The organism is Micromonospora sp. NPDC049060 (genome assembly GCF_040649055.1).
Classification (GTDB): Bacteria; Actinomycetota; Actinomycetes; order Mycobacteriales; family Micromonosporaceae; genus Micromonospora; species Micromonospora reichwaldensis.
Genome location: NZ_JBEZEV010000103.1, coordinates 1 through 22,057 on the forward strand (window position 1 = coordinate 1; position 22,057 = coordinate 22,057).

Below are 22,057 nucleotides of genomic sequence, written 5' to 3' on the forward strand. Positions count from 1 at the left end.
GCACCGGCTCGGCGAGCAGGGGGTGTACGCAAAACCTTGACATCCTCCCCGCTCTAAAGAGCGGGGATTCCCTGGGCCCGGGCCGCGCCAGGGCCGGCACACCGCGGCGTCCCACCGGTCTACCAGGGCTGCAGCGGCTCCCCACCGGCCAGCTCGGAGGTGCTGCCGTCGGGGCCGACCGCCGGCTCGCCGAGGAGGGTCACCCGGTGCATGACCCGCTCGACGTCGAGGTGGGCGAAGTCGGTCGGGGCGAAGTGGCAGGTGGTGCGGTTGTCCCAGAACGCGATGTCACCCGGCTGCCAGCGGAAGCGCACCGTGTACTCGGCGCTGGTCATGTGCTGGAAGAACAGATCGAGGAGGTGCCGGCTCTCGGTCTGGGTGAAGCCCATGATGCGGGTGGTGGAGCCGGGGCTGACGAACAGCGCCTTCTCCCCGGTCTCCGGGTGCACCCGGACCACCGGGTGGATCGCGGCCTGCGGGTCTTCGCAGTACATGCGCAGGATGTCGCGGTCACGCTCGTCGGTGTAGAGCAGCTGCACGCCGGTGAAGAACGCGTGCTCGGCTCGTAGCGAGTCGGCCAGGTCGCGCAGCGGCTCGGCCAGTCCCTGGTACGCGGCGACCATGTTGGTCCACTGGGTGTCCCCGCCGAACTCCGGCGTCTTCTCGGCGCGCAGGATGGAGGCGGTCGGTGGGTTCACCGTCTGGGTGAGGTCGCTGTGCCAGCCGGCGAGGGGGGAGACCCACTTGCGGTGGTAGTACTCCTCGAAGTTCTTGCCGTACCGGGCGACGTCCGCCTTCGGGTCGACGGTCAGGATCTCCGGGAAGCCCTCCGGGTGCACCCCGTGCTTCTTGCCCGCACGGCGGGTCAGCGCCCCGAAGCGGCGACCGAACGCGACGTGCTGAGCGTGACTGATGTCCTGGTTGCGGAAGAAGACCACCCGGTGGGTGAGCACGGCCTGCCAGATGGCGGCGACCGTCGCGTCGTCGAGCTCCTCCCGCAGGTCCACCCCGGAGATCTCGGCACCGATCCTTCCGGCGACCTGGCGGATGACGACCCCCGTGGGTGACAGTACCTGCGTCATGAACTACCTCTCTACCGCTGGAAGTGACGGTGGTGGACGGACCTTCGTCGAAGTGCGGGCGGTCCGGACTCAAGGGGTACGGAGACGGTCAGCCGACGACGTGCGCCCAGTGGATCCACAGCGGCAGCAGCAGCAGGGCCGCCACCGAGCTCTTCACCACCAGGGACGCCGACATGTCCACGCCGACCCCGTAACGCTGCGCGAAGATGAACAGGTTCTGCGGCGCCGGCATCGCCGCGATGAGGACGAGGTATTTCAGCCAGTCGCCACGCACGTCGAACAGGTACCCGCAGGCGAGCCACATGGCCAGCGGGAACGCGACGCACTTGACGGCGATCAGCCAGATCTCCTCCCAGGTGGTCCCTCGGATGCTCAGGCCCGTGCCGCCGAGGTGCAGCCCGAGGGCGAACAGCGCCACCGGGGAGGCGGCGTCCCCGACGAATGCGAACCCGTCCATCAGCGGGGCGGGCACCCCGACCCCGATCAGGTTGGCGACGATGCCGAGGTTGCAGGCGAGTACCACCGGGGTGTTGAGCGAGGCCCACACTGCCCGCAGCAGCTTGCCTGCGGCCCCCCGGCGCGGCGCGGGCGCGGGGGCGGCGACCGTCGGATCCGGTACGGCCACCGCGGTGACCGCTCGATCCGCGGTGGTCGCCTGCGCCGGTACCGGCACGGAGGCCGATACCGGCGCCGGGCCCACCGGTGGCCCGCCCAGTTCCATGATCGAGATGACGACCAGGGTCAGCACGCACACCTGGAACAGCAGCACCGGGAAGATCGGTGCAGCGTCGCCGAACAGCATGATGAACACCGGCACCGCGAAGTACGCGGTGTTCACCTGGATGCCGGCCATGATCCGCAGCGCGATGTCGCGCGGCTCGCGGGACACGGTGAGCCAGGTGGCCAGCCCGACCACAGCCATGCCCACCATCGCGGTCAATGCGTAGCCGAGGATGGCCCGCCAGTTGAACAGCGCCGCCAGGTCGCTGCGGTAGATGTTGACGAACAGGTAGCACGGCACCGCGAACAGGAACGCGAAGTCGGCGAACCCCTTGGACGCGTCCGCGCCCCCGATCCGGCGCCGGGCGAAGAACACGCCGCAGCCGAAGGCCAGCGCCACCGGCACCAGCTTCTCGAATGCGAGCAGTGCCCCCATGCGCCTAACGCCCCCACCTGTTCGGCACGGTGACCGGGCTGCGCCCGGCCGTCATCTCGCGGTAGCCGTCGATCAGCGTCCGGATCACCGCGTTGCCGGACAGGTCGTAGCCCTGCCCGTCGATTCGGGCCACCGGTAGGATCTCACAGGCGGTACCGCAGACGAACGCACCGTCGGCCTGCGCCACGAACTCCGGTGCCAGATCGGCCTCGACGATGGAGATGCCGGCGTGCCTGGCCAGGTGTAGCACGCACTCACGGGTGATGCCGTCGATGACGCACCGGGTGGTCGGCGTGTGGAGGACACCGTCGCGGGTGAAGAAGATGTGCGCCCCGGTGATCTCGGCGATGAAGCCCGCGTGGTCGAGCAGCAGCGCGTCGTCGAAGCCGGCGCGCAGTGCCCGGTTCTTGCTGATCGTACCGATCATGTAGTTGCCGGCGGCCTTGCTCTTCACCGGTGCGGTGTCGGGTGCGGGGCGGCGGTACTCGCCGGTGCACAGCGAGATGCCGGTCTCCAGGGCGTCCTCGGCAGCGTAGTACCCGGCCGGCAGTTCCCAGGCTGCGACGGAGGTGTGCACCGACGTCTTCAGCGCCGCGGTCTGGATGACCTCGGAGCCGCGCCAGGCGTTCATCCGGATGTACCCGTCGGTGATGCCGGCCTTGGCGACCACGTCCAGCGTCGCCTGGTACAGGGTCTGCTCGTCGTGGGGCAGTTCGAAGTCGAGGATGCGGGCCGAGCCCCCCAGCCGCGAGATGTGCTCGCGCAGCATGAACGGCGTGCCGCCGTAGACGCGTACCCCCTCGAAGATGCTGCTGGCATAGTGCAGCCCGTGGGTGAGCACGTGCAGCCTGGCGTCGGCCCAGTCGACGAGCCGACCGTCGAGCCAGATGTGGCCCTCGCGTTGGTCGAACGGTTGCATGCCGGTCCCCTCAGAGCGCCAGGTCGAACAGGTGGTGCTGCAGGTCACCGACGAGGGCGGTGAAGCGGCGCTGGTGGTTGGTGACGCTGCGCACGGAGACGCCGTGCAGGGCCAGCCGGTTGATCGGGAACATGAGCAGCGTGTTGCTGCGGTAGGGGATGGTGGCGACCTCCTCGACGAAGCTGGGGTCGATGTCGAATCGGTTGTCGCCGTACTCGGAGCGGCTGGTGTGGAACTTGTGGTCCTCGCTGCGGTAGCGGTAGAGGAGCAGGTCGCCGCCATCGGCGTCGTCCTCGGGCAGGCGCATGTAGAACAGGCCGCCGAAGAGCTTGTAGGGCTTGTCCACGTGCGGACCCCGGTAGGCCGACGGGCGGCCGGTCACGGCCGAGTTGATCACCGCGGTGCAGTCCATCAGGATGTCGTGGGTTTCGAAGGTGTCGGCATTGCGGCGCCCGACCCGCAGCTCGTGCAGCGAGGCGCCGATGCGCTTCTCCGCGTCCGGGTTCGCCGCGATGATGTCCTGGTAGAACAGGTCGAGTACCTGGTGGTAGAACTCCGCCGAGCAGTGGTAGCGGGCGAAGTCCTTCCACACCTGCGAGACCGAGTCGTCGGTGAACATGTGCTGCGACATGTAGTTGTAGCGCTCGTTGGAGGTGATCGGCTTGCCGATGTGCTCCGCGATGTGCTCGGCGGTGGGCATGGTGGTCGACAGCGCCTGGTAGAGGTCTTCCGGCAGGGCGTTCTCGACGACGATGTGCGGGAACGGGTCGCGGCGGATGTCGTCCTTGGTGACGTTGGCCAGGATCGAGGTGATCTTCACACTCTGCTCCACGGGTTGTTCCACTGGTGTCTCCTCGGTTGGTGGTCGGCGGGCCCCGGCACGCCGCCTGGTCGGTGGTGGGGCGTCACAGGGTGAGATTGCGGCTGGACAGCCACAGTTCGAGCATCAGCAGCGACCACAGGCAGTCGGCGCTGTGTGCCCCCGGGTTCTCGGTCTGCATCCGCAGCAGGTCGGCGACGGCCTCCCGACGCAGCAGGCCGCCGCAGCGTGGGTCCGGGCCGAGCAGCACGTCGCCGATGAGGTCGTAGAGGGCCTCGCCGGGCCGGATCATCGCGGCGATGGGCAGGGTGAACGGCTGCTTGGGGCGGTTGATCACGCTGGCCGGCACCCAGCGCCGGGCGGCCTGCGCCACCGGGGCCTTCACCTGGTCGCCGACCACCTTCAGCGAGGTGGGCAGGGCGTGGGCGAAGCGCATCACCGCCGGCTGTAGGAACGGGATCCGGGCCTCCACCGAGTGGGCCATGCTCAGGTGGTCGACGCGGCGCAGGATGTAGTAGGGGAAGCGCTCGAACTGGTCGTAGCGCAGCAGCGTCTCCAGCTTGTCGTGGGGGCCGTGCGCGACCCGGGCAGCCAGGTCGTCGCCGCTGCGGTCGGCGAAGAAGCCGCCGCCGCGCGCCACCTCGTCGCGGAACGCCGGACTATACAGCCCGGTCAGGGTGGGCGTCCCGATCGAGGTCATCGTCTCCTGGTAGGCCCGGTGCCAGGTGAGCGAGCCGTCCCGGGCCGCTTTGACGTAGCGGGCATACCCGCCGAACAGCTCGTCGGCGCCGTCGCCGGTCAGCGCGACCTTGAAGCCTGCGTCGTGGACCGCCTCGAACAGCGCGTACGTGCTGAGGCTGTGCGCGGCGTTGTTGGGCTGGTCGAGGTGGCGGATGAACCGGTCGATGATGCCCGGGAAGTCCGCCGGGTCGAGCAGGACCTGGTGGTGGCGGGTACCGCAGTGGCGGGCCACCTCCTCGGCGAAGTGCCGCTCGTCGGCTGGCCAGTCGCCGTGGTAGGCGATGTTGAACGAGGCCAGGTCGGGCTGCAGGCCGGCGGCCAGCGCGGTGAGGTAGCTGGAGTCCAGGCCGCCGCTGGTGATCACGCAGACCGGCACGTCCGCGTCGAGCATTCGGGTGAGCTCGTCGCGCAGCATCGCGTCGAGCAGCTCAGCGGCGGTGTCCAGGTCGGGGACGCCGCCGGGCCAGGCCGGCTCGGGCGCGGGCGCGGGCGGCGTGCGCGCCTGCGTGAGCCGCCCGGACAGGTCGAAGCGCACCATGCCGCCGGGTACCAGGGTCCGCACGTCGGCGTAGACGGTGCCGGGGCCCCACACGGCGCGGCCACCCAGGTAGCGGTCGACGGCCAGCGGGTCGAGCCGGCGCGGGAAGTCCGGCATGCGCGAGAGCGCCTGCAGCTCCGAGGCGAAGCAGAGCCGGCGCCGGTCGGCGGACAGGTACCAGTACAGCGACTTCATGCCGGCGTGGTCGACGTACAGCCTCAGGCACGGCTCGGCGCGTCGGTCGACCACGGCAATGGCGAACATGCCCTCGAGCCGCTCGACGAAGGCGTCACCATAGCGTTCGTAGAGCGGCAGCAGGACGTTGCCGTCGCAGTCGCCGTCGAAGGTGTACCCGGCGGCGGTCAGCTCGGCGCGCAGCGCCCGGTGGTTGTAGATCTCGCCGTTGAACACGCAGGTCAGGCCGGGGCGGTGGAACGGCTGGTGCCCGTCGGCGATGCCCTGGACGGCCAGCCGGTCGGTGCCGAGCGCCCCGAGGTCGTCGACGTGGCGCGTCTGCTCGTCCGGGCCGCCGTGCAGCAGGCCGAGCGCCACCCGGTCGAGCACGTCGCGGTCGACGGGTTCCCCGCCGAAGTAGCCGTAGATACGGCACATGTCTGGGTCCCTTAGCGTGTGGTGGCGAGCAGGTCGGCGGTGGGCCCGGCCCGGTGGGCGGGGCCGCCGGCCGGCGACTGGCGGGCCTGCGGATGGTGGCGGGCGACGAACTCGGTCACAATCTCGACCTGGCGCAGGATGTCGTCGAGCTGCGTCGGCGTCGGGCTGACCCCGTGCCCCTCCAGCGCGCTGTTGCCGGTCTTGAGGTAGACCGGCGCGGCGACCTGGACGAACTGTGGCGCCTCGTAGGTGCGCACGAACCCGCCGGACATCTTCGGGTTGTCCACGTGGCAGTCCAGCGGGATGGACACCGCCCGACGGATCGCCGCGATCATCGCGACGGTCAGGTCACGCACCGGGTTGAAGCTGTCGGCGCCGAGCATCTCCAGCAGCTGCGCGGAGGCGGGGTTGCCGTGTCCACAGTGGGCCGAGACCTTCAGGTGGATGTCGGCCGGCAGGTCACCGGCGGCGCGCAGCCGGTTGAGCACCCACAGCAGGCCCTCGTCGTACACGACGAAGCCGCGCACGCCCAGTTCCACGCCGCGTTTGACGTCCTCGACGGCGCGGACCACCTGCTCCTGGCCGCGCAGCCGGTAACCGATGCGTACGCCCTCCGGGGTCTGCACACCGCCGCCGATGTCGTAGCTGGCGCGGGGCCCCACCGACATGAGGATCTCGGCGCCGTACTCGTGCCCGAGCGCCACGTACTCGCGCAGTTCGGCGGAGGTGTGCCGGTACATGCCGCGGGTCTCGGTGATCCGGTTGATGGTGAAGCCGCGGCATCGGGCGCCGGCCAGCAGCACCTCGGCCGCGTGGGCGGAGTTGACGGTCGGCACCTCGATACGGAAGTGGCAGCCGTCGGAGAAGGTGCGTCGGGACTCGGATGCGGCGGTGTCGTCGCCGTCGGGCAGGCCGAGCCTGCTCAGCTGGGCACGGGTGTCGGTGAAGAAGGTCGTCATCGCGTAGGTCACCTCGTCAGTTCCATGCCGAGTTGGTCGGCGACCCGACCGACGATCTCCTCCGCGATACGGACGGATTCGTCGTGGTCGGCGTGCACGACCTGCACCTCGCCGAAATTTCCGAGGTTGCCTCGACAGGCGGGCAGTACCGGGATGTCGGGGTAGCGGACGGTGAAGGAGCGCAGCACGTCGCCGTACCCGCTCGCCCAGCTCAGGTCCGGCGGTTGTGCCGGGCGGGGCCGCGGGTCGGCGGCGCCGAACCAGCGCACGGTCGCGTAGTGGGTGAAGCTGATCTCGGCGGGGTCGACCGGCTCGTCGAGGTGGATGCGCACCAGCAGCTCGAAGATGTCGCCACCGCCGGCCATCCGGAACAGGTTGGGCAGGCAGGAGCCCATGAGGCGGGGGTTGAGCTCGATCAGCCGGGCCTGGCCGTCCGGGCCGAGCATGACCTCCACGTGGAAGACGCCCAGCCGCAGGTCGACGGCGTCGACGACGCGTTCGGCGAACGCCATCACCGTCTCGTACTCGGCCGGCGTGATCACCGCCGGGATGGTGACGCCGACCTCCAGCGGCTCATGGCGCGCCCAGGTCTTGCGTTCGCTGATCGCCAGGCGCAGGAACCGTCCGTGCGACAGGCCGATCTCGGCGGAGACGAACCGGCCGGTGAGGTACTGCTCGACCAGGATGCCGGCCGCGTACGTCCGGTCGTCGTCGCCGAGCTGCCCGAAGACCTCGCGCAGCACGGCCTCGTCGGCCACGACGTGGGCGCCTTCGCTGGCCGAGCCGCGCGCCGGCTTGACCACCACCGGGTAGCCGACCTCGGCGGTGAAGGCCAGCGCCTCGCGCAGGTTGGCGACGACGGCGTGCCGGGTCGGGTCGACGCCGGCCGCGGCGAGCACCTCCCGGCAGCGCGACTTCAGCTTCGCCGTCTCGGCGCCGTGCGCGCTGGTGAACGGCACGCCTAGTTCCTCGGCGATCCGGGCCACCGGCACCACCAAGGCGTCCACCGTGGCCACGAACCCGTCGATCGGGCGGCGGCGGTGAACGGCGAGTACGCAGGCGCGCAGGGTGTCGACGTCGGTGGCGTCGTCGAGGACGTGCACCGTGTCGATGAACCGGCCGTAGGGCGTGGACTCGAGGTCGATGTTCTGGGTCCGCTCCATCTCCAGCGAGCGGATGAGGGTCACCTCGTGCCCGAGCCGGTGCGCCGCCTCGAACGCGGGCGCGTTACCGGTCTTCCAGGTCACGAAGACAACGTGCTTGGACATGGGCTTCTTTCCGTTCGTTGCGCGGGGTCAGCCGGCGCGCCGGGTCAGGCGCTGGCCCAGCCGGACGAACCCCGGCACCCGGGTGCCGGGGGTGGGGATGAAGGAGATCGATCCGGCCAGGATGTTCTTCGGGGACATGGAGGTGAAGCCGCCGGCCCCGGAGGAGACCAGGTCACCCTCGTCGGTCTGGCACCACCGCCCGTCGCGGCTCCGTTCGTGGTACTCGTAGCGCAGGTGCTCCGGGCCGCGGAAGACGTGCAGCTGGTAGCCGTCGGAGACGTAGCGGCCGACGCAGTCGTCGAGGTCGAGGTCGAACGGGCGGCCGGTGCGGATCAGCTGCTGCCCGGCGAAGGTCTGCAGCAGATCCTCGTACAGGCCGAAGACCGGGTACGCGTTGGCCAGCAGCAGCAGGAAGGTCCGGCGCTCGGGGAAGATCTGGATGAAGTTGTGCTGGCCGCTGCCGTTGGAGTTGAAGCCGAACGCGGTCGGCCCGAACATCAGCCAGCCCAGCCCCCACGCGTGCATGAAGTGGTGGCCGGGGATGTCGACCTGCGGGGTACGCATCTGCTCGGCCAGCTGCGCCGAGAGCAGCCGGGTACCGTCCGGGGCGACGCCGTCCTGCAGCGCGAACACGGCGATGGTGGCGAGCTCTCCGATGGTGAAGCAGACCTGGAACGACGAGGTCGAGTCGTCGGCAATGGTCTGCCGGGGCGGGGTGTGGCGCAGGAACCGCTGCTGCGCCGGGCTCCACAGGTAACCGGTGGCCACGGTGTCGCCGTAGTGGTCGCCGGGCTCGTTGTCGGGCGGGATCTCCCGGATACCGAGCGGGGTGAGCAGCAGCTCGTTCACGGCCCAGCGCCACGGCTTGCCGAGCAGTTCCTCGATGAGCAGGGCCACGATCGCGGTGCCGCACGCCGAGTAGGCGTAGACCAGTCCGGGCTCGAAGAGCTGGCCGTAGTGCCGGAAGTTGCCGACGTAGCTGACCAGATCCGGGGCATCCACGTCGTTCCAGACCTCGAAGGAGTCGTCGACGCCGCTGGTGTGGGACAGCAGCTGACGGAGCGTCACCTCGACGGTGCCATCCACGCCGTTGCGCCGGAACGCCAACGGCAGCCGTTCGGCCAGCGACTCGTCGAGCCCGACCAGTCCCCGGTCGACCAGCATCAGCGCGACGTAGGCGACGAGTACCTTGGTGATGCAGGTCATCCGCTGCCGGGACTCGGCGGTACGCGGCCGGCCGGCCTCGACGTCGTCGAAACCGTGGTAGGCGAACTCCAGCCGACCGTCCACGTACGCGGCGATCGCCGCCCCCGGCACGCCGTGCCCGGTCGCGGAGCGGTGCAGGGTCTCGGCCAGGGCGGCCAGGCGCTGGTCCACGTCGTCGGCGCCGGCCGTGGCGGGCGCCTGGGCGCGGCTGCGCCGAATCATTGTGATCTGCTCGGCGAGCGTGCGGTTCTCGTAGATGTCGGAGACCCGCACCACCGTGCCGGAGCGCTCGGCCAGGCGTGCGGCCAACAGGTTGGCCAGGAGCGAGTGCCCGCCGACGGAGAAGAAGTCCAGGTCCGGACGTACCTCGGCCAGGCCGAGCAGGTCGGTCCAGACCCCGGCGACGGTTTGGCCGTGCTCGTCGAACTGCGCGGTTGCGGCGTCGGCCGGGCCGGGCTCCCCCGACGTCCCGTCGTCGGTGCCCGGGGCCGCGCCGGCGACGGCGCTCCAGTCGATCTCCCGAGCGGCGAGGGCCCGGCGGTCGACCTTGCCGTTGGGCAACAGCGGAAGCTGCGCGTCGAGGACGATGCGGGCCGGCTGCATGTAGTAGGGCAGCGTGGCCCGCAGGTGCGCGGCGACCTGCTCCACGCTCACGCCGTCGGCCTCGTCGACGCCGAGCCAGCAGACCAGGCGGGCGTCGCCGTGGTGACGCACGGCCAGCGCGGCGACGTCGCGCAGACCGACCACCTCACGCAGGGCCGCCTCGATCTCGCCGAGCTCGATGCGGTAGCCGCGTACCTTCACCTGGTTGTCGCGGCGGCCGAGGAAGTCGAGTTCCCCGTCGGCCGTCCAACGGGCCAGGTCGCCGGTGCGGTAGAGCCGGGTACCGGCGGGCAGGCCCAGCCCGGTCGGCGCCTCGACGAACACGGCCGCCGTACGCTGCGGGTCGTTGATGTATCCGCCGGCCACTCCGGCGCCGCCCAGGTACAGTTCACCGGGTACGCCCAGGGGTACCAGCCGTCCGGCTGCGTCGAGCAGGTACGCGACGGTGTTGTCGACCGGTACCCCGATCGTCGGGGGGTCCTCGGTGGGGCCGGTGAAGCACTTCCAGGTCGAGTACGTGGTGTCCTCGCTCGGCCCGTACAGGTTGTACAGCCGCCGTACGCGCGTGTCGGCGAAGGCGGCGTTGACCAGCTCCCGGGCGAGCGGCTCGCCGGCGACGTTGAGCACGACCGTGCTGCGTGGTACGGCGTGGCGCTGCAGCAGTACGTTCAGCGCGCTCGGCACGGTGTTGATCAACGACGGGCGCAGCGCGTTCGGCTCGGTCAGGGCGAGGACGTTGTCGACCACCACGACGCAGCCGCCGAGGGTGAGCGGGCACCACATCTCGAACACGGACAGGTCGAAGTTGAGTGAGGTGCCGAAGAGCACCCGGGACACGTCGTCGGCCGAGTAGGTGCGCCACGCCCAGGCGAGCAGGGCGGCGACGTTGCGGTGGCTGACCACCACGCCCTTGGGCAGCCCGGTCGAGCCGGACGTGTAGATCAGGTGGGTCGGGTCGGTCGAGGCGATGACGAGGTCGAGGTTGTCGGCAGGCTGCTCGGCGGCCTGCTTGACCAAATCTTCGGCGGCCAGCGGCAGGGCGGCGAGGGCGGTGAGCCAGCCGGGCGTCTCGGGGGCGTCGAACACGACCGCGGCCATGTCGGCGGTGGCCGCGATCGCGGCCAGCCGCTCCGCCGGGTACGCCGGGTCCAGCGGGACGTAGGCGCAGCCCAGCTTGTGTACGGCCAGCAGCAGGCTGACGGTGTGCGCGGAGCGGCCGACGCACACGCCGACCCGCCCGCCCGGGGCGACTCCGGCAGCGCGCAGCGCCCGGGCCAGTCGGTTGGCGGCTGCGTTGAGGTCCCGGTAGCTCAGGACTGCGCCCTGCCACTCGACGGCAGGTGCCTCCGGGGTGCGCTGCACCTGCGCCTCGACCAGCCCGTGCACGGTCGCGTCGTGCGGGAACGGCCGCGCGGTGTCGTTGAGCTCGTGCAGCAGGTGGTGGGCCTCCGGCAAGGAGACCATGGCCAGCTCGTGGATCGGCACGGTGGGCCGCCGGCAGGCGTCGGCGAGCAGTGTGCGGTAGTTGGCCGCCATCCGGTCGGCGAACTCCCGGGTGAACAGGCCGGTGTCGTGGTGCAGGGTGAACCGCGTTTCGGCGCCGCTGCCCACCACCTGCAGGCGCAGGGCGTCCCCGGCCGGATCCGGTGCCTCACCCGCCCCCGGGCCGGCAACTCTCGTGTAGACGAACGTGACGCGCAACCCCTCGGTGGCCGGCGGGGGCGGGCCGGCGGGGGCGGCGAACTGCGACACCAGGGAGGCGAACGAGGTGTCGGCGGCGAGCGTCGAGCGGACCCGTCGGCGGTCGGGCGTACCGTCCGGGGCGGACCCGGCGACCCGGCCGAGCTGGATGTCGTCCTGCCCGCTGTACCCGTGGACCAGCAGCGCGAAGGCGGCGAACAGTACGTCTGCCCCGGTGCCGGGGGGCACCTGCGCGATCGCGGTGGCGGAGTCAACGGTCCACGACGGTCCTTCGCAGACTCTGCCGGCGGCATCCGTTCGGGTTACGGGAAGCTGCAGCGCCTCCGTCGGCCCGGCCCCGGGCTGCGGTGTGGTGGTGGCTCGCGGTTGTTCGCCTGTCATGGTCTCCCCTGTTCGCGGCGTGTCACTGCGCATGCAGGTGCCGAGGGCACACGTGTGCGGACTTCTGTCTCGTCGATCGTGGTGGCCGGCACCGGCCGGGGGCAGGTGCGGGTGGAGGGCTCAGGCTCCGCGCCGGGGAGCCGACCTCACGGTGCGGGCGATCCGTGAACCGTCCGGGTCCTCAACTGGTCACTGATGCGAGCTGCGGCGCCGGCCGGTGCCGGTTCGCCCACGCCACCACGAACGGCACGGCCGAGCCGATCGCCGCGAAGCCGACCGCGATGGCCAGCCACCCGGCCGTCCCGTGCTGGATCGCCAGCCAGGCCAGCACCGCCGGGGCGATCATCTTCCCGAGGTCGGTGCCCATCGCATAGGTGCCCTGGTACTGCCCCTGGGCGTGCTCGGGGGCGAGGCCGAAGGAGATCCCCCAACTGCCGGCAGCCTGCCGGATCTCCCCCATGACGTGTGCCAACGCGCCGACCACCAGCAGCAGGGAGGCGAACAGCGCCGAGACGTGTGCGCTGGAGGCGAAGACGACGCAGGCGACGGCGAGGAACAGCGCACCGAAGCGCACCGCTCGCGCCGCAGCGACCGGTTCGTCGGTGCCGCGCGCCGCCCGTACCTGGAACAGCACCACACCGACGGTGTTGATCAACAGGATCGCGGCGACCATCCAGCGCGGCGCCTGCGTGTGGCGCACCACCCACAGCGGCAGGACCACGTCGAGCAGCAGGTAGTGCATGCTCAGCAGGCCGTCCAGCACCACGAAGCTGAGGTACGGGCGGTCACGCAGCACCTCCAGCTTCGGGCCGGGCCTGGGCGGCTGGGGTGCCACCGCCGGCAGCAGGACCGTGAGCAGCCCGGCGACGGTGTAGGCGACGGCGTTGACCAGCACCGCGCTGCGGTACGCCGTCGGGGTGTCGACGGTCAGCAGCACGCCGGCGATGAGCGCGCCGACGGAGACGCTGACGTTGCTGGTGGCCCGCAGGTAAGCCCGTACGCGCACCCGATCGGCCGGCGGGATCAGGCCGGCGATCATCGCCATCCGGGCGCTGCGGCTGGCGCTGTAGGCGACAGCCTGCAGAGACAGGACGGCGATGTAGGCGGCTACGTCGTGGACGAACAGCAGTGCCGCAGTCAGCGGTCCGAGCAGGACGAACGACCAGATCTGCACCACGCGTGGGCCGATGCGGTCGGCGAGGTGCCCGGTGGGGGTGCTCAGCGCCAGCGCGACGAGGGCAGCCACGACCAGGCCGCTGCTGAACTCACCGACCGACAGGCCCACCACGGAGGTGGCGAAGATGGCGCTGATGGCCATCCACAGCCCCTGCCCGAGGGTGTGTACCAGGGTGATGACGGTGAGGGTGCGGCTGGAACCGGCAGGTGGGAGCAGGCGGCTCAGCACCACAGGACCGCAGCTTCACCGCGCCGAAGGTTGGGCGCGACGACGTTACGGCCGTCTGGCGGGCTTGGTTGTCGCTCGGTCACCGTTGTTCTCATAGCCCCCGTGCCTCCTGCATAGCGTCATTGCTAGCGGACATGCCGCGACGTGACGGTCGCTTCGAACGGACCGCCGCGCGGATCCCGACCAATGGAAGTCTCGGCATACGGGAAAGTCCATACAGGACGACAGTGGCTTATCTCACATTGATAGCTTGAACCCAGGTTGGATGCGGGTCATGGCCGCGCGAGTGGTGTAGGAGACGGCCATCGCGGGATCCGGTCTGATGTTAGGCGGCGATCGGGGCGGGTTCTGTCTGGTTGGTGTCGTGTTGATCGGTGTTGATCGTGACCATGCGGGCTTTGTCGAGTAGGTCCAGGCCCATGTAGCGGCGGCCTTCGGTCCATTCGTCGGTTTGCTCGGCCAGGACGGCGCCGACGAGTCGTTTCGGTCGCCGCGTGGACACTGACGGCGATCTGGCAGTTGGCGACCTTGCCGAGGGTGCCGGAATACTGCCGGGCCACGCACGCCGAGGCTTTGCCGTCCTTGGGAAACCCGGTGTCATCGACCACCCACACCTGAGGCGCCACCACGTCGACCGCGGCCGTCGCCAGCCGCCGTCGCACGCCGGCGACGTCCCAGGTGGACGAGGTCAGGAACTGCTGCAACTGCTGGTGATCGACCCCAGGGCCCGGCAAAGTCGTGAGGGGTGTCCGGCTTGAGGTGGTTGGTGTGGACGCGCCCTAGGTGTGGGTAGCGGGGCGGGCATGGCCGTTCCAGAAGATCATCAAGGTTCTCGAGGCCTGTTGATCTATCTGAAGTGAGCCATGCCCGCGCTGCCATCATCGCTGATCTCATCGTTGTCGACCGCACCGCCCGGGTCATCTGCCGTGGCCTCGGCTGCCGGCCTACTCGCGGCGTTGGGTTGCCTGCCCGATCCGCGTGCCCGGCGTGGGGTCCGGCATGCTCTGGATAACCGTGGTCGCGGCGGCGGTGTGCGCGGTCGTCGCCGGTTACCGCTCGTACGCGGCGATCGCTGAGTGGGTCGCTGATCTACCTGCTGATACCGCGGCTGTGCTCGGGATCGACGTGGACCGGCGGCCGTCAGAGGCCATGATCCGCAGGCTGTTGCAGGCCCTGGACGCCGACCGGCTGGCCATGGTGATCGGAGCCTGGCTCGCCACGCAGCTGCCCGCGCCGTCGGCGGGAACACGCCGGGTGATCGCCGTGGACGGCAAGACGCTACGCGGCTCCCGGACCGGCGACACTGTCGCCCGGCACGTCCTCGCCGCCGCCGACCAGGCCACGGGCGTCGTGCTGGCCAGCACCGACGTCGACGGCAAGACCAACGAGATCACCCGCTTCGCACCCCTGCTCGACCAGCTCGGCGACCTCGGCGACCTCGGCGAGGTCATGGTGACCGCCGACGCCCTGCCCTGTCAACGCGACCACGTCGCCTACCTCGCCGAACGTGGCGCCCACTGGATTCTTACCGTGAAGGGCAACCAGCCCAACCTGCGCACCCAGCTGGCCGCCCTGCCCTGGCGGGCAGTCCCCGACGCAGACCGCGGCACCTGCCGCGGCCACGGCCGCCGAGAGATCCGCACCCTGAAAATCCTGTCCGTCTCCACCGGGATCGACTTTCCGAACGCCGCCCAAGCCATCCAGATCCGACGCCGCCGACGCCGACTCGACCAGCCGAAACGCTTCACGACCGAGACCGTCTACGCGATCACCGACCTGCTCGTTCACCAAGCCAAACCGGCGCAACTCGCCGCCTGGATCCGCGGTCACTGGTCGATCGAGAACACAGTCCACTGGGTCCGCGACGTCACCTACGACGAAGACCGATCCCAGATCCGCACCGGCACCGGACCCCAGGTCATGGCCACCCTCCGCAACGCCGCCATCGGCGCACTACGCCTGACCGGCGTCACCAACATCGCCGCCGCCAACCGACACCACGCCCGCGACAGCAACCGACCACTCGCCCTGCTCGGCATCACCTGAGGACTTTGCCGGGGCCCTGGGGGTCCGCCGCCCGGAGCGGCCAGCGCCGTCCGCGTGGAACGTGGCGCGGAAATGGCACGCCCGCCGCCGTCCGCAATTTCCGCGCCAATCGTCCCGGCCGTCGGGACATCGGCCTCAGCAAAACAGAAGATGCGTCCCACCTGCGTCGGTAGCCACGATGATGCAGAACTTCGCGCACCGTCCACGCCGCACGGAAAGCATTCCGGGCGACCACCAATTCATCCCTTGCTTCCGTCGCCCTAGCGGGCGGTGGTCAAGGCTGCCCGAAAAACGTCCCGGCGGGACCGGTAACCGACGCGCCCGCCCCAGAAGGAGGTAGCCGCCGTGCAACCGGAAACACCCGAGGAGCAGCAGGCACGCGTGCTGACGCTGGAAGCGTTCGCCGACACCATCATCCCCGGGGCGAAGCGGTCCGCCGACGACCGGGCGATCGCCGGCGTCTCGACCGACGGCGGCGCCGTCGAGTGCGGGGCGCTGGCCCTGATGGAGGACCCGGCCGGCGGGTTGTCGCTGATGCTGGGGACGCTCAGTGAGGCCCTCAACGCGCACGCGACCGGGTACGCCGAGGCGAACGGCCTGACCCTCGACCCAGCGGTGCCGCCCTTCGTCGCGCTCGCGTTCGACCACCGCACCGCGCTGCTGAGCCACCTGCTCGCCCCGGACAACCCGGAGAAGGAGATGTGGGTGGGGCTCGCCCTGTTCAGCAACATGGCCTACGACAGCGCCGCACACATGAACACGCTCGACGCGCTCGCCGCCGGGCACCCGGGGCTGCTGGCGATCGGCATCACCAAGCCCGACGACGACGGGCTGTGGCGTTTCCCCGAGTACTCGTACGGACGCCCGCTGTCGCGACTGCACCCACACACCACCCCCACAGGGAGCCCGGCATGACCAGTAGCGCAAGCACCGACGTCGTGGTGATCGGCAGCGGCTTCGGCGGCGCGATCCCGGCGTACCACCTGGCCGCGGGCGGGGCGCGGGTGGTGGTCCTGGAGCGCGGACCGTGGCTGTCCAGCGAGGAGTTCGACCACGACTTCAAGCTCGGCTCGTCGTACACCCGGATCTTCGACTTCACCGTCGGCGACGGGATGAGCGTGCTCGGCGGCAACTGCGTCGGCGGCGGCAGCGTCGTCTACTTCGCCACCATGCCGCGCGCGCCGCAGTTCGTCTTCGAGCGGCAGGGCAGCATCGGCCGCCGGATGTGGCCGGCGGCCATCACCCGCGCCACGCTCGACCCCTGGTACGACCGGGTCTGCGAGTCGCTGCCGGTGACGATGCAGAGCTGGGACAAGGTGCCGTACGCCGGCGGCCTCTTCGCGGCGGCCTGCGCGCACGCCGGACGCACCGCCAACCCGGTGCCGTCGGCCGTGGACGTCGACAAGTGCACCAACTGCAACTGGATGATGGCCGGGTGCCGCTTCGACGCGAAGCGCTCCCTGCTGCTCAACTACCTGCCGGCCGCCCTGGCGCACGGCGCCGAGATCCGGCCGTTGCACGAGGTGCAGCACCTCACCCGCACCGAGGACGGCGGGTACCGGGTGCACTACCGCATCGTCGACGCGGAGGACTACCGGATCCTGCACGACAGCGGGACGATCGACGCCAAGATCGTCATCGTGGCGGCCGGGGCCGGGGCCACCCCGGTGATCCTGCAACGCTCGGAGCCCACCCTGGGCACGATGCCCCCCGCCGTCGGCAGGTACTTCTCCGGCAACGGCGAGCGGCTCAACACGGCCGTCTTCGACGACGACCGGGTCCGGGAGGTGCTCGGGCTCAGCCGCCCCAACGGAAAGGGCTACGACGCCAACCAGATCGGCCGCGGGCCGACGGTGGCGACCTGGGACCGGCTCGACCCCGACCTGCCCGAGTACGAGCGGTACTCGCTGGAGCAGCTCTTCTTCCCGCTGGGGCTGGGCACGATCCTCGCCCAGGTGCCCGACGCGCAGGGCCCGAGCTGGTTCGGCCTGGAGAAAAAGGAGATGCTGCGCCGCTGGCAGTCGTGGCTGACGCTCTTCACGATGTCGGAGGACGACAACGAGGGCGTCTTCGGGCCGCCGCCGGCGACCGGGAACGCCGACCGCATCTCCCAGCAGATGCTCGGCCGGGGCCCGTTGCGCTACCGGCCCACCGCCAACACGCTGCGGGGCTGGGCCGCCGCCGACGCGGACGCCCGGGACATCCTGGAGCGCGACGGGCTGGCCCGGGTGATGCCGTGGACCAACGACGTGGTCGGCGCGTACACGGTGCACCCGCTGTCGTCCTGCCGGATCGGCGACGACCCGGCGACGTCGGCCCTCGACGACCGGCACGAGCTGCGGCAGCACCCCGGCATCTTCGTCACCGACGGCTCGGCGGTGCCGGGCGCGCTCACCGTCAACCCGGCCCTCACCATCGCCGCGCTGGCCGAACGCGCCGTGCCCGGCATCGTCCGCGCGGCGCAGCAGCGGGGCATCGACGTCACCTACCACGGCTCGCTGCCCGACGGCACGGTCACCGCGGTGCCCCAGGTCGTGCCCAGCTAGGGCGTGTGTCGAAGTCCTCGGTCGAGCCGAGGCGGAGTCCAGGCGGCGTCCGGCAAGGCGGAGATCGGTCCGGATACCGGTGTCGTGTCCGGACCGATCTCCAACGCCGCCGGGCGCTGCCTGGGCCCGCCGCAGGCCGGCCAGGGACTTCGACACACGCCCTATGACCACGACGGGCCGGGGGCGCGCCCCGCCCCCGGCCCCGGCCCGCCCGACCAGGAAGGAAACCGATGGGCAGGCGACTGGCTCGGGTGACGAGCCGCACCATGCTGACCCACGTCCGGCACGTGACGCCGGTCGCCCCGGAGGCCGCCGACGGGCCCGTCGCGCGGGTCTACCGGCAGATGGCCGACGACTTCGGCGTCCTCGCGCCCCCGGTGCTGCTGCACTCCCCCGCCCCCGACGTGCTGCGGGCCTGCTGGCTGATGCTGCGCGAGACGCTGCTCGCCGAAGGGCTGGTGGGTCGTGAGGCGAAGGAGGTGGTCGCCGCCGCCGTCTCCGAGAGCAACCGGTGCCCGTACTGCGTGGAGGTGCACGGCGCCACGGCCGCCGGGCTGCTGGGCGACCCGGGCGGGTGGCCGGGCACCGGGGTCGGCGGGATCGGCGACCCCCGGCTGCGGGCCCTGGCCGAGTGGGCCCGGCACAGCGGGGACGCCAGCGCGGCGCGCCGCCGTCCCCCGCCGTTCCCCGCCGCGCACGGGCCGGAACTGATCGGCGTGGCGGTGGCCTTCCACTACCTGAACCGGATGGTGAGCGTCTTCCTCCAGGACTCCCCGTTGCCGCCGGCGCCGGCCGGGATCCGCGCCGGGGTCCGGCGGACCGCCGCCCGCATCATGGGGGCGCTGGCGCGCGCCGGACGGCCGCCCGGCCGTTCCCTGGAGCTGCTGCCGCCCGCGCCGCCGGAGGCCGACCTGGCCTGGGCCGTCGGCCAGCCGCACGTGGCCGCCGCCTTCGCCCGGGCCGGCCAGGCGGTCCACCACGCCGGGCAGGCCGCCCTGCCGGAGCACGTCCGGCGGCGGATCCTGGCCTGCCTGGCCGGCCCGCCGCCCCCGGAGCCGGGCGGCGGCCGGTGGTTCGACGCCGCCGTCGCCGAACTGGCGCCGGCCGAGCGACCCGTCGCCCGGCTGGCGCTGCTGACCGCGCTCACGCCGTACCGGGTGACCGACGCCGACGTCGCCGCCTGCCGCGACGGCGGCGCCGACGACGCCGCGCTGGTCACGGTCACGGCCTGGGCGAGCCTCACCACGGCCCGCCGGATCGGCGCGACCCTGTACGGGGACGGCCTGCGGCCCGCCCCGCTCGGCGTGACCGACGCCGACGCCGAGCAGGAGGCGTCGCGTGCGGAGCAACCGTGACCCGGAGCGGGGCGCCGAGGCGGTGACGACGCCGCGACCGGTCAACCCGTGGGCGGCCCTGCTGGTGCTGTGCCTCGGCAACTTCCTCATCCTGCTCGACACGAGCATCGTCAACACCGCCGTGCCGGACATGATGCGGTCCCTGGACACCGGGATCGACAGCATGCTCTGGGTGCTGAACGGCTACCTGCTGGCGCTGGCGTCGCTGCTGATCGTCGCCGGGCGCCTCGGCGACCTGTTCGGCCCGCGTACCGTCTTCATGGCCGGCATGGCGGTGTTCGCGGTGGCCTCGGTGCTCTGCGGGGCGGCCCAGTCCCCGGGGCAGCTCATCGCCGCGCGGGTGGTGCAGGGCGTGGGCGCCGCGGCGCTGCTGCCGCAGGCGCTGGTCCTCATCTCCGGCATCTTCCCGGCCGCGCGGCGGGGCGCCGCCTTCGGGATCTTCACCGCCGTCGCGGGCGTGGCCGCCGTCAGCGGCCCCACCCTCGGCGGTCTCGTGATCACCCGGCTCGGCTGGGAGTGGATCTTCTACCTGAACGTACCGCTCAGCGTGGCGGGCGTCGCCCTCGCCTGGTGGCTCGTCCCCGACCTGCGCACCCGCCGGCCGCGCCACCTCGACGTGGTCGGCGTGCTCCTGGCCACCGCCGCGCTGGTGGGCCTCATGTACGCCCTCATCGAGGGCGAACGGCACGACTGGGGCACGGTACGCGGGCCCGTCAGCATCCCGGCGATCCTGGCCGCCGCGGCGCTGTGCGGGTTGGTCTTCACGCTGCGCCAACAGCGGCAGCGGGAGCCGCTCGTCCCGCCCGGGCTGTTCCGCCTCGGCAACTTCGGCCCGGCGACCCTGATCACGCTCGTCAGCTCCTTCGGGCTGTACGGCTTCCTGCTGGTCTTCGTGATCGAGACGCAGGCGCTGCTCGGCATGAGTCCGCTGGAGTCGGGCCTCGCCGCGCTGCCCTGGACGGTGGTGCTCAGCGCCGTCGCGCCGGTCGCCGGGCGGCTCACCGACCGGCTCGGCGGCCGGCGCCTGCTCGCGGGCGGGCTCACCGTGTACGCGCTCGGCGTGCTGGGCATGGCGCTGCTGGTCACGCCGCACTCCACGGCCGGCACCTTCGTCCTGCCGCTGGTCGCCGTCGGCATCGGCATGGGGGCGTCCATCGCGCCGACCACCACCGAGGCGATGCGCCACGTCCCCGCGCAACTCGCCGGCGCCGCCGCGGGCGTGCTCAACACCGCACGACAGGTCGGCGGCGCGCTCGGCGCGGCCGTCGTCGGCGCCGTCCTGCAACACCGGCTCGCCGACACCCTGCCCGAGGCCGCCCGCGCGGGGGCGGCGCAGCTGCCTCCCGAGGCCCGGACGGACTTCCTGCACGGCTTCGGCGCGGCCGCCGGGGAGGGCGTCAAGCTCGGTGCCGGCCAGGCCGGCGGGTTCGTCGTGCCGCCCGGTACCCCGCCGGAGCTCGCCGACCGGTACCGCGACGTGGCCGCCGGCGCGTTCGCCGACGCGTTCCTGCCCGCCGTCCGGCCGGCCCTGTGGGTGGTGGTGGGCGTCCTGCTGCTCGGCGGGCTGTTCGCGCTCCGGCTGCGCGGGCGCCCGGCCGACGACGAGGCGGATCCGCCGCTCGACGGCGGCCCGGGTCACGGGGCCACGGAGACGGTCGGATCGGAACGTGGCCGCCGGTCGCGCTCCGCACAGTGGGAGAAGACACCCGCCACGCCACCCGCCGATGATTGATGCGCCGGCACCGACCCGATCGGCCGGCTCCCCCGTCAACCGCCGGCCGTACGGCGCCGGCGACGTGCGCCACCGCACCGGTCGAGGTCACCCCCCGCGACGACGCCCGGGGTCCGCATCGTCCGTCCGGGTGGGGCGGCACCGCATCGAGAGGATGAGCGCGTGGCAGAACAGGACGTGTTCGCCGCCCTGGAGGCCGAGGGCGACGACGTCGACCGCATGGTCGCCGAGCTGGACGACGCCGGGTGGCGGACCGCCACCCCCGCCGAGGGCTGGACGGTCGCGCACCAGATCGCCCACCTGACCGCCACCTTCCGGATGGCCGGCCTGGCCGCCGCCGACCCGGACGGCTTCCAGGCCCTCATGTCGCGCATGAGCGGCGACTTCGACGCGAACGTGAACGCGGCGATGGCCCCGTACCTGGCCGAGGCGCCGCCGGCGCTGCTGGCCCGGTGGCGCGAGGAGCGGACCCTCGCCGAAAAGGCCCTCGCCGCCGTCCCGGTGGGACAGCCGGTGCCCTGGCTCGTCCGGCCGCTCCCGGCGCCGGTGCTCGCCGCGGCGGGAATGATGGAGCTGTTCGGGCACGGCCAGGACATCGCCGACGCCCTCGGCGTACGCCGCCGCCGCACCGACCGGCTCCGGCCGCTCGTCGAGTTCGCGGTCCGCACCTGGGACTTCGGCTACCTGGCACGGGGGCTGGAGGTGCCGAGCAGCACGTTCCGCTTCGTCATCACCGCCCCGTCGGGCGCGGTCTGGCACTTCGGGCCGCCGGACGCCGAGCAGATCGTCAACGGCACCGCCGAGGACTTCTGCCTCCTGGTGACCCGGCGCCGGCACCGTGACGACCTGTCGCTGAAGGCCGTCGGCGCCGAGGCCCACCACTGGCTGGACATCGCCCAGGCGTACCGGGGCCCGGCCGGCCCGGGGCGGCGGCCGGGACAGTTCGCCGCCTCCTGACGTCCCGTGCGCCCCGGCCGGGCCGCCGGG

Annotated in this window: 15 protein-coding genes and 2 pseudogenes; 6 read left to right on the forward strand and 11 right to left on the reverse strand. The window is 71.7% G+C overall.

Annotated elements, in window-relative coordinates; all coding sequences use genetic code 11:
- Positions 1 to 119 precede the first annotated feature (119 nt).
- From AB0B83_RS26485 to AB0B83_RS26535, 11 genes and pseudogenes are all read right to left on the reverse strand, one after another.
- The gene (locus AB0B83_RS26485; protein WP_357580429.1) at positions 120 to 1,082 is read right to left on the reverse strand and encodes a TauD/TfdA family dioxygenase; all 963 of its coding nucleotides are present in this window, start codon (positions 1,080 to 1,082) and stop codon (positions 120 to 122) included.
- A gap of 88 nt (positions 1,083 to 1,170) precedes the next feature.
- Positions 1,171 to 2,238, reverse strand: a complete 1,068-nt coding sequence (locus AB0B83_RS26490) for an AEC family transporter (protein WP_357580430.1) — start codon at positions 2,236 to 2,238, stop codon at positions 1,171 to 1,173.
- 4 nt (positions 2,239 to 2,242) lie between these two features.
- Positions 2,243 to 3,157 (reverse strand): branched-chain-amino-acid transaminase, encoded by a 915-nt coding sequence (ilvE, locus tag AB0B83_RS26495; protein WP_357580431.1) that lies wholly within the window; start codon positions 3,155 to 3,157, stop codon positions 2,243 to 2,245.
- A 10-nt stretch (positions 3,158 to 3,167) separates the two neighbouring features.
- Positions 3,168 to 4,001: a hypothetical protein gene (locus AB0B83_RS26500; protein WP_357580432.1), complete on the reverse strand. Its 834-nt coding sequence runs from the start codon at positions 3,999 to 4,001 to the stop codon at positions 3,168 to 3,170.
- A gap of 61 nt (positions 4,002 to 4,062) precedes the next feature.
- Positions 4,063 to 5,868, reverse strand: a complete 1,806-nt coding sequence (asnB, locus tag AB0B83_RS26505; RefSeq protein ID WP_357580433.1) for an asparagine synthase (glutamine-hydrolyzing) — start codon at positions 5,866 to 5,868, stop codon at positions 4,063 to 4,065.
- An 11-nt stretch (positions 5,869 to 5,879) separates the two neighbouring features.
- The gene (locus AB0B83_RS26510; RefSeq protein WP_357580434.1) at positions 5,880 to 6,839 is read right to left on the reverse strand and encodes a hypothetical protein; all 960 of its coding nucleotides are present in this window, start codon (positions 6,837 to 6,839) and stop codon (positions 5,880 to 5,882) included.
- Entirely contained in the window at positions 6,836 to 8,095 is a 1,260-nt protein-coding gene (locus AB0B83_RS26515; RefSeq protein WP_357580435.1) for an ATP-grasp domain-containing protein, read from the reverse strand. The genes AB0B83_RS26510 and AB0B83_RS26515 overlap by 4 nt, the downstream gene beginning before the upstream one ends.
- 27 nt (positions 8,096 to 8,122) lie before the next feature.
- Positions 8,123 to 11,833 (reverse strand): amino acid adenylation domain-containing protein, encoded by a 3,711-nt coding sequence (locus AB0B83_RS26520; protein WP_357580436.1) that lies wholly within the window; start codon positions 11,831 to 11,833, stop codon positions 8,123 to 8,125.
- A gap of 334 nt (positions 11,834 to 12,167) precedes the next feature.
- Positions 12,168 to 13,394, reverse strand: a complete 1,227-nt coding sequence (locus AB0B83_RS26525; protein ID WP_357580437.1) for an MFS transporter — start codon at positions 13,392 to 13,394, stop codon at positions 12,168 to 12,170.
- Between the two features lie 322 nt (positions 13,395 to 13,716).
- A pseudogene (locus AB0B83_RS26530) lies at positions 13,717 to 13,872 on the reverse strand (IS256 family transposase); the annotation flags it as partial.
- Positions 13,873 to 13,888: 16 nt separating this feature from the next.
- Positions 13,889 to 14,107 (reverse strand): annotated as a pseudogene (locus tag AB0B83_RS26535) (transposase); the annotation flags it as partial.
- A 283-nt stretch (positions 14,108 to 14,390) separates the two neighbouring features.
- Here AB0B83_RS26535 and AB0B83_RS26540 point away from each other — a divergent pair.
- From AB0B83_RS26540 to AB0B83_RS26565, 6 genes are all read left to right on the forward strand, one after another.
- Positions 14,391 to 15,437, forward strand: coding sequence for an ISAs1 family transposase (locus AB0B83_RS26540; RefSeq protein WP_357580438.1), 1,047 nt, complete (start codon positions 14,391 to 14,393; stop codon positions 15,435 to 15,437).
- A gap of 345 nt (positions 15,438 to 15,782) precedes the next feature.
- The gene (locus AB0B83_RS26545; RefSeq protein WP_357580439.1) at positions 15,783 to 16,352 is read left to right on the forward strand and encodes a DUF5987 family protein; all 570 of its coding nucleotides are present in this window, start codon (positions 15,783 to 15,785) and stop codon (positions 16,350 to 16,352) included.
- Complete coding sequence (locus AB0B83_RS26550) at positions 16,349 to 17,983, forward strand: GMC family oxidoreductase (RefSeq protein ID WP_357580440.1); 1,635 nt, start codon at positions 16,349 to 16,351, stop codon at positions 17,981 to 17,983. Before AB0B83_RS26545 ends, AB0B83_RS26550 begins: the two co-directional genes overlap by 4 nt.
- A 266-nt stretch (positions 17,984 to 18,249) precedes the next feature.
- Entirely contained in the window at positions 18,250 to 19,338 is a 1,089-nt protein-coding gene (locus tag AB0B83_RS26555; RefSeq protein WP_357580443.1) for a hypothetical protein, read from the forward strand.
- On the forward strand, positions 19,322 to 21,070 hold the full coding sequence (locus AB0B83_RS26560; protein WP_357580441.1) for an MFS transporter: 1,749 nt from the start codon (positions 19,322 to 19,324) through the stop codon (positions 21,068 to 21,070). The genes AB0B83_RS26555 and AB0B83_RS26560 overlap by 17 nt, the downstream gene beginning before the upstream one ends.
- A gap of 162 nt (positions 21,071 to 21,232) precedes the next feature.
- Positions 21,233 to 22,027, forward strand: coding sequence for a TIGR03084 family metal-binding protein (locus AB0B83_RS26565; protein ID WP_357580442.1), 795 nt, complete (start codon positions 21,233 to 21,235; stop codon positions 22,025 to 22,027).
- The last annotated feature ends 30 nt before the right edge of the window (positions 22,028 to 22,057 follow it).

Excerpts from the sequence above, each read along its gene's own strand:
- AB0B83_RS26555 (WP_357580443.1), top strand. The coding sequence starts at position 18,250 with ATGCTGACCCACGTCCGGCACGTGACGCCGGTCGCCCCGGAGGCCGCC.
- ilvE (WP_357580431.1), bottom strand. The coding sequence starts at position 3,157 with ATGCAACCGTTCGACCAACGCGAGGGCCACATCTGGCTCGACGGTCGG.
- asnB (WP_357580433.1), bottom strand. The coding sequence starts at position 5,868 with ATGTGCCGTATCTACGGCTACTTCGGCGGGGAACCCGTCGACCGCGAC.
- AB0B83_RS26540 (WP_357580438.1), top strand. The coding sequence starts at position 14,391 with ATGCTCTGGATAACCGTGGTCGCGGCGGCGGTGTGCGCGGTCGTCGCC.
- AB0B83_RS26550 (WP_357580440.1), top strand. The coding sequence starts at position 16,349 with ATGACCAGTAGCGCAAGCACCGACGTCGTGGTGATCGGCAGCGGCTTC.
- AB0B83_RS26515 (WP_357580435.1), bottom strand. The coding sequence starts at position 8,095 with ATGTCCAAGCACGTTGTCTTCGTGACCTGGAAGACCGGTAACGCGCCC.
- AB0B83_RS26490 (WP_357580430.1), bottom strand. The coding sequence starts at position 2,238 with ATGGGGGCACTGCTCGCATTCGAGAAGCTGGTGCCGGTGGCGCTGGCC.
- AB0B83_RS26485 (WP_357580429.1), bottom strand. The coding sequence starts at position 1,082 with ATGACGCAGGTACTGTCACCCACGGGGGTCGTCATCCGCCAGGTCGCC.